We start from the raw sequence: 13768 nt of genomic DNA on the forward strand, positions 1-13768 counted from the left end.
CCCAGGGATGACGCGTTCGAAGCCAGGCCCCGTACCGACCGCGACCCACCTGGGCGCTCGCAGGGCCCGAGCCCGGTTGCGCACTCACGCCGAGCCGCTGAGCACGTGGTCGAGCGTGGGGTAGGACGGTTGTGCGCCGGGGTGCTGGACGCTGCGGGCTCCCACCCGGGTGGCCCATCTCGCGGCGGCGGCCAGCGCGTCGCCCTGGCTCAGCCGCCAGGCCATGGTTGCGGCGAAGGCATCCCCGGCTCCGGTGGTGTCGACGGCTTCGGCCGGCACTCCGGGGATGTGTTCAGCGCGGCCGGATTCGGCGACCACCGCGCCGCTCTCGCCGAAGGTGACCACCACTGATCGCGCGCCAACCCCGAGTAGTGCCACCGCGTGCTCGACAGCATCGCGAGGAACCGGGAATCCCTTGCGTTGCAGGATTTCCCGCGCCTCGTGCTCGTTGACGATCAGCGGGTCGGCCAACGCCAGCACCTCGGCGGGCAGGTCGGTCACCGGGGACAGGTTCAGCACCAGCCGAGCGCCGGCGGCATGCGCGGTGCGGGCGGCAGCGGTCACGGTCTCGACCGGGACCTCCAGGACGAGTGACACCACGCGCGCCGCAGCGATCAAAGGCCCGGCGCCCGCGATGTCGTCCGGGGACAGCCGCGCGTTGGCCGCCGCCGACACGATGATGCTGTTCTCCCCGGTCGCAGCGACGCTGATCAGAGCCGTGCCGGTGGCGACCTCGTCGTCGCGGCCGATGCGGGCGGTGTCGACACCATCGGCCCGCAACGCCTCCAACAGGCTGTCGCCGTGGGCGTCCGCGCCGACCCGGCCGACCAGCGCCGTGCGGGCGCCGAGCCGCGCGGCGGCCACCGCCTGGTTCGCGCCCTTGCCGCCCGCGCTGGTGGTCAACGCGGTGGTCGACTGCACCGTTTCGCCCGGCAGCGGATGGCGGGACACCCGTGCGGTCATGTCGATGTTCAGGGAGCCGACCACCACGACATCCACAGTGGACACCTTGGGGCGGCTGGGGATTTCCGAGGCGCGCGGCATCGCACGTCCTTTCTCGCTCGGCGATCAGCCGCGGTCATGCGACTCGTCGACGGGTTCCGGCGCGGCCGCACAACCGGTCGGCCAGCAGCTCCGGGAAGGTGCGTTCGGTACCGAGCACGACGCGGACGGCCGCCCCGCGCTGGGCCGGGAAGTCCCGGTACTGCCCGCGGATGTCGGCGACAGTCGCGCCGCGCCCCGGCCCGTCCCCGGTGTCGACGTCGACCGCGACGACGGGGGCCAGCACCGGTGACACGTCACCGACGGCGATGGCGGCGGCCAGCGGATCATGGCAGGCCGCACCCCGGGCTCCGAACACGTTCTGCTCGTAGAAGTCGAGGTAGTGCGCCAAGATCGTGGCCACGAACCTCGTGACCGGGGTGCCGGCCCCGCGGAGCCGGTCCACGTGGTCCTCGGTGAACACCTCGGTCATGGTCACGTCCAGCGGAACCAGGGTGACCGGCCAGCCCGCGCGCAGCACCATCCGGGCCGCTTCGGGATCGTTGTGGATGTTGGCCTCGGCCGCCGGCGTGGAATTGCCGGGATGCCGGACCGCGCCCCCCATGATCGTGACGTGCTTGACCAGCCGCGGCAGGTCCGGTTCGAGCAGGAGCGCGGTGGCCAGGTTCGTCAGCGGGCCGAGGGCGAGCACGTGCAGCCGGCCGGGGTTCTCCCTGGCCAGCCGCACGATCATCTCGGCGGCGGGCTCGCTGGTCGGCGCGGCTGCCGGTGCGGGCAGGCCCGTGTTGCCGAGTCCGTCGTCTCCGTGCACGAACGGCGCCAGGTCGGCGGTCCCACGCCAGTTGCTGCGGGCACCGATCGCCACTGGAATGTCCTCCCGCCCCACCAGTTCCAGCACCCGCAGCGTGTTGCCTGCGGCCACGGTGGCGTCGACGTTGCCGAAAACCGTGGTCACCGCCCGGATTTCCACCTCGGGGTCGTGGAGCAGGTACAGCAGCGCCAGCGCGTCGTCGATGCCGGTGTCGCAGTCGACGATCAGGGTTTCCTTGGACGCCATCGGATGCGTGCCCTTCTCCTTGAACGTGTCCGTGATGCGGGCTGACCGAGTCAGCACTCCGCCTCGAGTCAGATGTCAGACAAGCTAAGGACAAGTCGACGCCCAGTCAACACCAGCCGATCGGGAATCGTGGAGATCATCCCAGGAAAACCAGGGGTGACGTCTTGACGCGGGCAGCCGGGACGGGTAGACCCTTCCGTCAAGCGTAAGTCGAGATGTCAGACAAGCGGCCCACAACGCCGCCGTCTCCACCGCACCACCGGCATTCATCCGCCAGCGGCTGTCCCCTCGCACGTCTTCTCCACGATGGAGGCTCATATGACGACGGTTCGCGACCAGTCGTCCGCACCAGCGGTCCGCTACGCCGCGCTGCTCACGGCTTTGGTGCTGGCCGTGGCCGGGTACCAGATCAACGCCACGATGCTCGCCCCCGCACTGCCGGACGTGATCCGGCGCCTGCACACCGACAGCGATGCCGCCGGGCTCGCGCAGACGCTGTTCTTCCTGTTCGCCGCGATCGGCCAGGTGACGTTGGGGCGGCTCAGCGATTACGTCGGCCGGCGGCGCATGCTGCTGGCCACCCTGGCGGTGGCGGTGCTGGGCGAGGCCGCCTGCGTCTTCGCGCCGACCATCGAGATCTTCATCGTCGGCCGGATCCTGCAGGGAGTTTCCGCGGCGGCGTTCACCCTCGCCTACCTGACCTTGCACGAAACCCTTTCGCCGCGGAAGTTCGGCGGGGCGATGGGGATCATCACCGCGGTCAACGGCGGCATCGCGGGCGTCGACACCCTCATCGGCGGTTCGGTGGCCGACAGCGTGGGATTCCGCGGCATCTTCCTGATCACGCTGGTGATCACGCTGGTCGCCATCGTCGTGGTGTACTTCCGGGTGCCCGCCACCGAGGTCTCGACCGGGCGGATGGACTGGAAGGGCGCCGCGCTCCTGGGCATCGGGCTGACCGGAGTCCTGCTGGCGCTCAACCAAGGCGGCAGCTGGGGCTGGACCTCCCCCGCAACGCTCGTGCTGCTCGTCGGCGGAGTGCTGGCCCTCGTGCTGTTCGCCGTGGCCGAACGGTCCGCGCGGGACGCGATCATCGACACCTCGGTCCTGGCCTCGCGGCGGGGCTGGCCGCTGCTGTTGTGCACGGTGTTCACCCTGGCCGGGGTCTTCGGGATGCTGAACTTCACCATCCCGCTGCTGACCCAGGCCGAGGGCGAGGGGTACGGACTGTCGGCCACCATGTCCGCGCTGCTGTTCCTCGTCCCGGCCTCCGCGCTCGGCGCCGTCGCGGCCCCGCTGGCCGGGCACTTCGGTCCCCGCATCGGCTGGCGGCGATCGGTGCTGGTCGGCTCGGTCGGCACCGCCGCGGCCTTCGTGCCGCTGGTGCTGTTCCCGCAGTCGTCCTGGATCACGTTCGCGGCGCTGGCCGTGCTCGGCGTGACCTACACCGGCTACCTGCTGACCTCGCTCAACGGTCTCGCCGTCGATTCCGCACCGGCGGACAAACCCGGTTCGCTGCCAGGGTTGAACGGGGCGTGCTTCGGCATCGGCGCCTCGCTGGGCATCGCGGTCTCCGCGAGCGTCGTGACCGCGGTCAGTGGTGACGGGGCGCCGACGTTCGACGCCCTCCACGCCGCGCTGTGGTCCTCGGGCGGCTTCGTCGCCCTCGCCTTGGTGGCCGCACTGCTCATCAAGACCCCGGACGACCAGAACGGCTGATGTTCCCCTCCGACAAGGGAAATGGCAGAGTTGCGCCAGAATATGAGCGTCGCCGAGGCTTGAATTCGAAGCGGTGTGACAATTGTTCCCCGGTAATCCGCAAAACCGTTGACCGGCCATTAGGGGTGCGTTTCACTTCTCCCGGATACCGCACCGAGGAGGCCGGTGAGCATGCGAAAATGGCGCCGAACAATGTCCACTGTGGTCTCCGTGGCCACCCTGTTCCTGACCGCGGGGCTGGCATCCGCCGGCCCCGCGGTCAGCGCCGAGAACCCCTATCAACGGGGCCCGGAACCCACGATGGCGAGCATCGAGGCGGAACGGGGCGCCTTCGCCGTCACGGAGGTTCCGGTGCCGCGCGGGAACGGATTCGGCGGCGGCACGTTGCACTTCCCGAACGACACCAGCCAGGGCACCTTCGGTGCGATCGCTGTCGCACCCGGCTTCACCCAATCGGAACTGTCCCTGCGCTGGGCCGGTCCCCGGCTGGCGTCGCAGGGGTTCGTCGTGCTCACCATCGAAACCAACGGGCTTTTCGACCACCCCGCCGCCCGGGCCGACCAGCTGCTGGCCGCTCTGAAGTACATGGTGGAAAAAAGCCCGGCCAAGGACCGGATCGACGGTTCCCGGCTGGCGGTGATGGGCATTTCGATGGGAGGCGGCGGATCGCTGGAGGCGGCCGCTCGCTACCACGATCTCAAGGCGGCCGTCCCGGTGGTCCCGTGGAACCTCGGCGGTGGTTACTCAAGCATCCGCACGCCGACGCTCATCGTCGCCGGCCAGGGCGATCTCATCGCGCCGCCTCAGACGCATGCGAAGGCGTTCTACGACAAGCTGTCCCCGGACCTGAACAAGGCATATGTCGAGATCGCCGGCGGAGGCCATGCCGGACCGGCCTTACCGAACGTAACCACCTTCAAATACAGCATCTCCTGGTTCAAACGCTTCGTGGACAACGACACCCGCTACGAGCAGTTCCTATGCCCCATCCCGAAGGACCCCACGACCTCCGATTTCCGAGGAAACTGCCCGCACACCTGATGGGCTCGAGTGACGACATCCCGCCCTGGCCCGATCTCATCGCCGAAATGGTCCTGCTGCGGCAGCGGGTCGCCGAAGTCGACGACCTCTTCCCGTGGACGATCCCGCACCCGCCGGCCACCGAGGAGCAGCTGACCGCGGCCGAAGCGCGCCTCGGACACCCCCTCGACCCCCAACATCGCGCGTTCCTCGGCTACGGCAACGGATGGCCCGATTTCCATCTCGGCGGCAGCCTCCTCAGCACCGAAGAACTCGGCCAAGGCCCCGCATGGGACGAGATCGACAACAACATCCTGAACCCCTACTACGAAGCCCTGCCGCCGGAAGCAGGGTTCATACCTCCGCGTGACCAGATCTACCCCATCACCTTCGACGAAGGCAGCACAAGCGTCTTCGCCATCTGGAAAGACGGCCCTGTCACCGACGGCGGTCTCCCCGTCCTCTGGTTCCCATGGCCGGAATCCGGCGATCCCCACACGGACAACTTCTTCGGCCTCTTCCGCGATATCCACCGGCAATACGAAAAGATGCTCCAAGGCTGACCCGATCCCGGCGAAGGGGTGGCGCTAGGGCATGTCCCGTGGATGTTGATCAGGTCCCGTTTGGTAGATCACGGGTGTGATGACCTCTGCTGGCTGGACGAGGTCCGCACGCCCGATTGTTACGGCGTGGAGAACAGACCGGACCCCGGAGACGATGAGCCGTCGGCGCGGGCGCCGTTCGTGACCCGCAGGAACTCCAGCTTTTCCGCATCGGCGGAACCCGCGGCCACCGTGTAGACGACGAGCCGGATGTCGCAGCCTGGGACGGTGAGCACGTCGCAGTCGCACGTCACCTCACCGACCTCGGGGTGCACGATGATCTTGCGAGCCGATACGTGCGGACCCACCGCACCCTCGTCCCACAGCCGGGCGAACTCCGCGCTGGTGGAGCGCAGTTCCGCGACAAGGTCGATCAGTCCGCGGTCGTGGGGGTAGTCGACGAGAGCCGTGCGCAGGTCGGCGACGAGGGCGGGGTTCAGGGCGTCGTCGTCCTGGAGCACGGGCCAGGCCGCGAGCCCTCTGGGCCCTTCGGCGAAGACCGACCGCACCAGGTTCCGCTCGACGTGTGTCCGTGCACTGGGGTCGCCCAGCAGCACAGCCCATGCGGGAGTCCAGGACAGCAAGGTCCAGTCGGCACTGAACACGCCCACGGGGAACTCCCCGAGGCGAGCCAGCATTCGTTGGACCCCCGCTGGAACATGCGTGGAGATCGTGCCCTCCTGCGGAGGGAGGAGACCGGCCAGCCGGTAGGCGTAGTCGCGCTCTCTGGGTTCCAGTTGCAGTGCCCTGGCCAGGCTCGCGACGACCTGCGCCGAAGGGTTCGTGGCGCGCCCCTGCTCCAGCCGCACCACGTAGTCGACCGACAGCCCCGCGAGTTCGGCCAGTTCCTCGCGTCGCAACCCCACCGCACGTCGTCCGGGCCGCGAACTCCGCCCGATGTCGATGGGAGAAAGCCGGTCGCGCCAGCGGCGCAGTGCCGTGCCAAGAGTCTCGTCCACTCGGCCATTGTGTTCGCTGGATTGCCGTTCTGCCTGGTACTGGCAGTCCTACCGTCGCAGAGGGCACTGGTTGTCCGCTCGCCGCCGACCGAGAGTGAGCACGTGACAACAACGTTCATCACAGGAGCCAACAAATCCCTCGGGTACGAGACCGCCCGCCGATTGATCGAGGCCGGCCACACCGTCCTCGTCGGTGCTCGCGATCCGGAGCGCGGCCAGGCAGCCGCCCACGCACTCGGTGCCCGTTTCGTCCAAATCGACGTGACGGACGACGCGTCGGTGGCTGCGGCCGCCGCCGACGTCGAGGCTCGCGAGGGGGGCATCGACGTCCTGATCAACAACGCTGGTGTCCTCGGGACGCACAACCCCGCCGATCAGATAACGGCTGCTGACGCCAGCGCGGTGTTCGAGGTCAATGTCGTGGGGATCGTCCGGGTGACGCACGCGTTCCTGCCTCTGCTGCGCACGTCCGCGAGCCCGGTCATCGTCAACGTGTCGAGCGGCATGGGGTCGTTCGCGCTGACCCACGACGCCGAGCGCGTCGAGTCGAGGGCTGTCGCGCCGCTCTACACATCGTCGAAGGCCGCCGTGACCATGCTGACCACGCAGTACGCGAAGGCCTGGACGGACGTGAAGGTGAACGCGGCCGACCCGGGCTATACCGCGACCGACTTCAACGGGCACAGCGGCCCGCAGACAGTGACCGAGGGGACCGACGCGATCGTCGAACTCGCCACCATCGGGGCGGACGGACCGACCGGGACCTTCCGCGACCGTCAGGGTCCGGTGGCCTGGTGATCCACCTCGGAATCCTCGTCCGTGCCGGGAACGGACGAGGATTCCGGGGTGTTGTTGGAGGCGCGAGGCCCGCGTGTCCCGCATGCTCGGCGCTCCCGGTGAAGGTGGTATCGACGAGTCCTGGTTGTCCTTCCGCCCGAGGATCATCCTGAGAGCGTGGAACGGAACGAACTCGCGCACTTCCTCCGACGCCGACGTGCGCTGCTTCAGCCGGAGACCGTCGGTTTTCCGGCCGGGGGGCGGCGTCGTGCGCCGGGGCTTCGACGCTTCGAGGTCGCCCAGCTCGCCGGCATGTCACCGGACTACTACGCGAGGCTTGAGCAGGGACGCGGCCCGCAGCCGTCGGTCGCGATGCTCACCGCGTTGGCCCGTGCGCTGCGGCTGACGATCGACGAACGCGACCATCTCTTCCGCCTCGCCGGTCACCACGCTCCGCCTCGCATCGGTGGTGACGAGCACGTCAGCCGCGGTCTCCTCCGGCTGTTGGACGGATTGCGTGGCCTGCCCGCCCTGATCGCCTCCGACCTGAACATCGTGCTCGCCCAGAACCCGATGGCGGATGCGCTGGTGGGGCAGCAGACCCATTTCCGCGGCCTCGCCCGCAGCTGCACCTACCGGTGGTTCACCGGCTCGGAGATGCGCGGGCTTTATCCCGCCGAGGACCACGAGCACGAGAGCCGTGCGCAGGTGGAAGATCTGCGGGCGACCCTCGCGGCGCGCCCGGCTGATCCCGTGGCGGGCAAGCTGGTCGGGGCGTTGCGCGCGGAGAGCGCCGAGTTCGCCGAGCTCTGGGCCCAGCACGACGTTGCGGTCCGTCGCAGCGACCGCAAGCGCATCCTGCATCCCGCGGTCGGGCTCATCGAGCTGGATTTCGACATCCTGGCGACGGCCCGGCAGGACCAGCGCCTGATCGTGTACTCACCCGCGCCGGGCAGCGCCGCGGTCTCGCAGCTGGAGCTGCTTGCCGTGCTCGGCCAGCAACGCTTCACCCCTCCCGGGACCGACCCGCGCGGCGAAGCGCGGACGGACCGGCACCTCCCGGGCTAGCCCGGCACCACCGGCACGCTCCCGACGGCCCCGGCGGGCACCCCGTCCTGCCCAGGGCTCCATCCCGCACGACCGAAGGAGAACCATGCCCGGCCACCGACCCACCGGACTGTGGCGGCGCGCCACGCTCGGCCTCGCCGCCCTGCTTGTCGCGGCCCCGACGCACCCCGAGCACGCCTCCGGCACTCGCCTCGACGACGTGCGCGTCCTCGCCCACTTCGACCGGGCCGTGGGCCAGGTCGCCGAGAGCATCGCCCTGGAGCCCGACGGAGGCGTGGTCATCGGCATGATCCCCGCCCGCCAGGTGGTGCGGGTCGCGCCGGACGGGGTCGTCCAGGTACTCACCACCATGCCACTACCTCCCCGCGGCGACACCACCCCGGTCATCGGGATCCCCGTGGTCACCGGGGTCGCCCGGTCGGACAGCGGCGCCTTGTACTTCCTCTACTCCTCCGGGCAGGGCGGGCTGACCGGGATCTGGCAGATCCGCCGCTGCGGTGAGCCCCGGCTCGTCGTGCCGCTGCCTGCCGACACCATGCCGAACGCACTGGTCATCGACGGCAGGCGGGACCGCTTCCTGGTCACCGACTCCACCGGCGGGCGCATCTGGCAGGCCCCGCTGCGCGGCGGCGAGGCCTCCGTGTGGTCGGCGGACCCGGCCCTGGCACCCGCTGGTTTCTTCGGCGCCAACGGCCTGAAGATCCACGACGGCGCCGTGTGGGCGAGCAACTCCGACCACGGCACCATCGTCCGCATCCCGGTGACCGAGGGCGGCGGCTCCGGGCGCGCCGAGGTCCGGGCCACCGGCCTGGAGGGCATCGACGACTTCGACTTCACCGGCCGGGACACCGAGATCCTCGCCGCGATCAACCAGACCAGCAAACTCGTGCGGGTGGGCGCGGACGGCACCCAAGAGACCCTGCTCGACGCCGAGGACGGCCTGCAGGGGACCACGGCCGTCGCCGTTCGAGGAAATCGGGCCTACGTGACCAACGGCGCCAACCTGGCCGGGAACGACCCGACCCTGATGCTCGCGGAACTGCGGCGAGGCTGAGACGCCTCCGCGGCACCGGGCCGAAGAGCGTGGCGGGTTGCGTCTTCGACCCTCGGCTGTCGCGGCATTCCCAACGGCGGCGACCGCGTCGTGCCGTGGGGAACCCGTTTTCCTGGCCTGCACAGGCTCAGCGGGTGCCGAGGATCTGTTCGGATTCGACCAGGCCGACGTCGCTGGGCGTGCTGCGGTCGGCGAACACGCGCTTGTACTGCCTGGCTCGAAGCTCGAGATGGGCTTGTGCGGGCATGGGGTATCCGTAGCGTTCGCGTGCCTCGGCGGGGGTGAGCGTCTCGTCGGTGGCGGCCGGGATGCCGAGCAGGATCGGGGCCACGACGCGGGTGGTCGACGGGGACAGCACGTGCAGCGCGCCCAGTTGGAGCCAGCGGCTGATCCGGATCAGGCGGAAGGAGATTCGCATGACCGGCACGATCAGCAGGTCCAGCAAGCGGTTCTGGCGGATACCGGACAGTTCGCGCATCCAGCGCGGCATGGTCGCGATGGTGGCGATGCGCAGGGCGGTGGTGACGACCAGCGTGGCCGGCCAGTGCACCGGGGGTATCGGCGGCAGCATCACTTCGGCGTGCAGCAGGTGGTCCATTGTGGAACGTGCGACCGGGGAGCCGACCAGGTGGGGGCGCATCCGCTCGAAATAGGCGCGGACACCGTCGCGGTCGCGGGGGATGTCAGCGGGGTCGCACGTCTGCAGCTCCGCCGCGGCGGCGCAGTCCGCCCAGTACCGGGCCTCCTCCCGCGGGCTGAGCTTGCCGGGGCCGTACTTCTCGTAGGCGTACAGGATCGAGTGCCAGGCGGTCAGGTGGATCCACAACTGCGACTGGGGGTCGTTGGCGTCGTAGCGGGCGCCGCTGCCCGGCTCGGTGCCGATTGCCGCGGAGTGGACCTTGACCAGCACGTCGGCGGCTTTCATGGTGTCGCGGGTGCTGCCGAAGGCGACCATCGCGAAGTACCGCAGCGTGCGGTCGTAGCGGGTACGCGGGCGGGTGCGGAGCTGCTTGGTCGCGTCGACGGCGGCCAGCAGTGCGGGGTCGAGCTCCTCGACGACGACCGCGCGCTGGAAACCCACTGTCAGCGAGGTCGGGTACGTCCAGACCTTCCAGGTCACCGAATCGGGACCGAAGAAGCCGTTGTCGGCGTGCGGCTCGATCGTCGAGCGGGCGCCGCGCGCGAGCTTCAGCGGGCTCGCGTCCTCGGCGCCGGTCACCGCGGTCAGCATCGGCAACAGGCCCCGCAGCAGGGCAAGCAGTGCCAAGCCGAGGGCGCCGGTGCCGAGCAGGAGTACCGCGACCGCGACGAAGATCCAGGACGACGGCGATTCCCAGCGCAGGTCACCGGAATAGCGGAGCACGGCGATCAGTGCGAGAGCCCCGAACGCGACCAGCGCGGCCAGGCCGGCCGAGGAGCGGCGCAGGTCGCCCTCCGCCGTGGCGTACAGGATCAGCGCACCGATCGTGACCATCCACGCAGCGAGTTCCCGGAGGTCGAGCACGTTCACCTGCCAGGGCCACCAGGCTCCGAATGCCTCGGGGTGGGCGAAGAAAGCCACTCCGGCGCCCACCAGCCCGATCCCCTCCAGAGCGGCGATGATGCGCGCCCATACCGGGATCGGCGCGGTGCGCGCACCTTCGACCTCGACCCGGCGGGTGAGCTGCGCCGGCACCGTTACCACCGTCAGCAGCAGGGCGAGCCCGAGACCGAGCAGCCACACGTCGCTGACGGACACCGTGACGGAGATGCCGGCGACGGCGATGTCGCGAGGTGGGTTGAGGTTTCCGTCGCCCAGCGTGGTGGCGAGCAGGCTGCCACCGGCCAGGACGGGCGGGGCGACGCCGGCGATCCGGGCGTTGGTCCAGCCCGGCTCCAGCGCGGCCAGCACGAGCAGCACGACAGCAGCGCCGAAACCGGCGCCTACCGTGGCCGCCGTGAGCGGGCTCGCCATGGTCCACGCGAACCAGACATCCGTCGCGCCGCTGCCCACGTACAGCACGAGGAACACCAACGCGCACATCAGCGCGAGTGGAACGAAGAGGCCATCGCGCACCGCGGGATGCAACGCCTTGCCCGGTGCCTGCGGTACGCGCAGTCGCCTGTCGGAGTGCTCCGTTGTCGTTTCCGGCACGTTCATGGTACCTCCCAACAGATTGGGCCGAGTGTTCCACGCACCCGCGCAATGCCGAAAGTCAACGGCAGAATTCCGACCACGCAATAGAATTGGCCTTCAGCGGAGTATCAACGTCGTGACAAGAAATCCGCCATAGCAGATTTCCAACTCGTTTCAGAAAACTGCGCGTATGGCGGGCGTAGATCATCTTGATCAGCTGGTGGGTCTGGTGCTCGGGGAACACCACGGGGTTGAGCGGAAGGCCGCTATTCCAGGTTCGCGAAGTGTTCGACGTCGCGGTCCCGGCCGGAGACGATGATGATGTCGCCTTCGTTGAGCACGGTTTCGGCCGTGGCGTAGGTGAATTCCTCGCCGGGGCGCTTCACCCCGACGACGGTGACCCCGTACTGGCTCCTGACCTTGGTTTCGCCCAAGGGCCGGTTCACTGCCAGCATCGGCACCCGGGTCTTGACCAGGGCGTAGTTGTCCTCGAACTCGATGTAGTCCAGCATGCGCCCGGTCACCAGGTGCGCCACGCGTTCGCCCATGTCGTGTTCCGGTAGCACGACCCGGTGCGCACCGACGCGTTCGAGGATGCGGCCGTGCTGCCGGCTGACCGCCTTGGCCCAGATGTTCGGGATGCCGAAGTCAGACAGCAGCGAGGTGGTCAGGATGCTGGCTTCGAGATCGGTGCCGATCGCCACCACCGCGCGCCCGAAGTCGAGCACGCCGAGTTGTCGGAGGGCCTGCGGATCGGTGCTGTCGGCGACGGCGGTGTGGGTGAGGTCGTCGGAAAGCTGCTGGACGATGTGCGGCCTGCTGTCCAGTGCCAGCACCTCGCACCCCTGCTCGACGAGCTTCATCGCCAACGAGCTGCCGAACCGGCCGAGCCCGATCACGACAACGCGCGAATCCCGCTTGGGCGAATCCTTCTTAGCCAACAATGGGTCGCTCCTCCGGGAGGTCGTAGCGGCGCTCGCGCTCGCGGAGGGCGAGCGCGGAAGCGAAGGTGATGGGGCCGACCCGACCGGCGAACATCAGCACGATGATCACGAGCTGCGCTGCCTCGGGGAGGTCGGCGGTGATACCGGTGGACATTCCCACCGTGCCGAAAGCCGAGACCGACTCGAACAGGACGGCATCCAGCCCGAACGGGCTGATCAGCAGAAGCACGACGGTCGCCACGAACACGAGGCCGACACCCGCCAGTGCCACGGTCAGCGCCTGGCGGTGCACAGCGGCGGGCAGCTTGCGCCCGGCGACGTGCACGTGGGTGTCGCCGCGGACCTCGGTCAGCATGACAGCGGCCAGCAGCGCGAAGGTCGTGACCTTGATGCCACCGGCCGTGCCTGCGCTGCCTCCGCCGACGAACATCAGGATGTCGGTGATCATCAGGCTGGCCGGGTGCATCTCGCCGACGTCGACCGAGTTGAAACCCGCCGTGCGCGGTGTCATTCCGTGAAAGATCCCGGCCACGAGCCTGCCGCCGACGCCGAGAGTCCCGAGCGTGTCCGGATTGCTCCACTCGATCGCGGTGATGGCAACCACGCCGACGAACGACAACGCGGCGTAGGTGGTCAACGTGATGCGCGCGTGCATCGACCACCGGTGGGCTCTCCCACGGACGTGGCGGACGATCTCGAACAACACCGGGAAACCGAGACCACCGAGTACGAAAGCTCCCATGATGGGGACGTTGATCCACGGGTCCGCAGCGAACCGAACGAGGTTGTCGGTGTACAGAGCGAATCCGGCGTTGTTGAACGCCGACACCGCGTGGAAGACACCGAGGTAGACGGCCCTGCCCGCAGGCTCGTGGTAACCGATGGCGAAGCGGGCCGTCAGCGCAGCCGCCGTGGCGATCTCGACCACGAAGCTGGTCGCGATGACGCCGACGACGACGCGCCGCACACTGCCCAGACCGACGCTCTTCGTCTCCTCCTGCGCGCCGCGCTGCAACCGCAAGCCCAGGCGCCGGGCGACCAGCAGCCCGAGAAGCGAGGCCAGCGTCATGATGCCGAGCCCGCCCACCTGGATGAGGGCGAGCAGGACGGCTTCCCCGAAGGCCGACCAGTACGTCGGCGTGTCGACCACGACGAGGCCGGTGACGCACACCGCCGAGGTCGCGGTGAACAACGCCGCGACGAACGAAGTGGCCTCACCGCTTTCCGCAGCGACCGGAAGCATCAGCAGCACCGTGCCCACCAGCAGCACCACACCGAAGCCCGCGACGATCAGGCGGGCCGGGTGCTTCGCCCCGGGCCGGTGCTGACGGCGCGTTGACAGCAGGTCGCGAGCCGACGCGACCGGCCTCCAACGCGATCCCAGGCGAACGATCACAATCTCCAGTGCTCCAGTCGGGCAAGCGACAGCTGCGGCGAGCAACTATGCCAT

Annotated in this window: 12 protein-coding genes; 6 read left to right on the forward strand and 6 right to left on the reverse strand. The window is 69.2% G+C overall.

Annotated features, from left to right (window positions below; translation table 11 throughout):
- Nucleotides 1–84: 84 nt before the first annotated feature.
- Both ABD691_RS11625 and ABD691_RS11630 read right to left on the reverse strand, forming a co-directional pair.
- Complete coding sequence (locus ABD691_RS11625) at nt 85–1044, reverse strand: ribokinase (RefSeq protein ID WP_344679589.1); 960 nt, start codon at nt 1042–1044, stop codon at nt 85–87.
- A gap of 34 nt (nt 1045–1078) precedes the next feature.
- Entirely contained in the window at nt 1079–2116 is a 1038-nt protein-coding gene (locus ABD691_RS11630) for a nucleoside hydrolase (RefSeq protein ID WP_344679590.1), read from the reverse strand.
- 261 nt (nt 2117–2377) lie between these two features.
- Here ABD691_RS11630 and ABD691_RS11635 point away from each other — a divergent pair, with 261 nt between their 5' ends.
- From ABD691_RS11635 to ABD691_RS11645, 3 genes are all read left to right on the forward strand, one after another.
- On the forward strand, nt 2378–3778 hold the full coding sequence (locus ABD691_RS11635) for an MFS transporter (protein WP_344679591.1): 1401 nt from the start codon (nt 2378–2380) through the stop codon (nt 3776–3778).
- Nucleotides 3779–3988: 210 nt separating this feature from the next.
- Entirely contained in the window at nt 3989–4819 is an 831-nt protein-coding gene (locus ABD691_RS11640) for a poly(ethylene terephthalate) hydrolase family protein (RefSeq protein WP_344679592.1), read from the forward strand.
- Nucleotides 4819–5361: an SMI1/KNR4 family protein gene (locus ABD691_RS11645; protein ID WP_344679593.1), complete on the forward strand. Its 543-nt coding sequence runs from the start codon at nt 4819–4821 to the stop codon at nt 5359–5361. The genes ABD691_RS11640 and ABD691_RS11645 overlap by 1 nt, the downstream gene beginning before the upstream one ends.
- Nucleotides 5362–5480: 119 nt before the next feature.
- Here the strand turns inward: ABD691_RS11645 and ABD691_RS11650 are convergent, their stop codons facing one another.
- Nucleotides 5481–6359 (reverse strand): helix-turn-helix domain-containing protein, encoded by an 879-nt coding sequence (locus ABD691_RS11650; protein ID WP_344679594.1) that lies wholly within the window; start codon nt 6357–6359, stop codon nt 5481–5483.
- 102 nt (nt 6360–6461) lie between these two features.
- Here ABD691_RS11650 and ABD691_RS11655 point away from each other — a divergent pair, with 102 nt between their 5' ends.
- From ABD691_RS11655 to ABD691_RS11665, 3 genes are all read left to right on the forward strand, one after another.
- Entirely contained in the window at nt 6462–7157 is a 696-nt protein-coding gene (locus tag ABD691_RS11655) for an SDR family NAD(P)-dependent oxidoreductase (RefSeq protein ID WP_344679595.1), read from the forward strand.
- A gap of 156 nt (nt 7158–7313) precedes the next feature.
- The gene (locus ABD691_RS11660; RefSeq protein ID WP_344679596.1) at nt 7314–8204 is read left to right on the forward strand and encodes a helix-turn-helix transcriptional regulator; all 891 of its coding nucleotides are present in this window, start codon (nt 7314–7316) and stop codon (nt 8202–8204) included.
- An 85-nt stretch (nt 8205–8289) separates the two neighbouring features.
- Complete coding sequence (locus ABD691_RS11665) at nt 8290–9258, forward strand: hypothetical protein (protein WP_344679597.1); 969 nt, start codon at nt 8290–8292, stop codon at nt 9256–9258.
- 127 nt (nt 9259–9385) lie between these two features.
- Here ABD691_RS11665 and ABD691_RS11670 read toward each other — a convergent pair whose 3' ends face one another.
- The 3 genes from ABD691_RS11670 to ABD691_RS11680 all read right to left on the reverse strand — a co-directional run bounded on the left by ABD691_RS11670 (nt 9386) and on the right by ABD691_RS11680 (nt 13714).
- Entirely contained in the window at nt 9386–11398 is a 2013-nt protein-coding gene (locus ABD691_RS11670) for an oxygenase MpaB family protein (protein ID WP_344679598.1), read from the reverse strand.
- Nucleotides 11399–11640: 242 nt separating this feature from the next.
- Entirely contained in the window at nt 11641–12315 is a 675-nt protein-coding gene (locus ABD691_RS11675; protein WP_344679599.1) for a potassium channel family protein, read from the reverse strand.
- A complete protein-coding gene (locus ABD691_RS11680) occupies nt 12308–13714 on the reverse strand; it encodes a TrkH family potassium uptake protein (RefSeq protein WP_425565045.1) in 1407 nt (468 codons plus the stop codon). Before ABD691_RS11680 ends, ABD691_RS11675 begins: the two co-directional genes overlap by 8 nt.
- Between the last annotated feature and the right edge of the window lie 54 nt (nt 13715–13768).

Origin of the sequence: Saccharopolyspora taberi, assembly GCF_039534165.1 — a bacterium.
Classification (GTDB): domain Bacteria; phylum Actinomycetota; class Actinomycetes; order Mycobacteriales; family Pseudonocardiaceae; genus Saccharopolyspora_D; species Saccharopolyspora_D taberi.

Bases quoted from the DNA above. Each gene is read 5' to 3' on its own strand.
- ABD691_RS11625 (WP_344679589.1), bottom strand. From the start codon at position 1,044: ATGCCGCGCGCCTCGGAAATCCCCAGCCGCCCCAAGGTGTCCACTGTG.
- ABD691_RS11635 (WP_344679591.1), top strand. From the start codon at position 2,378: ATGACGACGGTTCGCGACCAGTCGTCCGCACCAGCGGTCCGCTACGCC.
- ABD691_RS11645 (WP_344679593.1), top strand. From the start codon at position 4,819: ATGGGCTCGAGTGACGACATCCCGCCCTGGCCCGATCTCATCGCCGAA.
- ABD691_RS11665 (WP_344679597.1), top strand. From the start codon at position 8,290: ATGCCCGGCCACCGACCCACCGGACTGTGGCGGCGCGCCACGCTCGGC.
- ABD691_RS11670 (WP_344679598.1), bottom strand. From the start codon at position 11,398: ATGAACGTGCCGGAAACGACAACGGAGCACTCCGACAGGCGACTGCGC.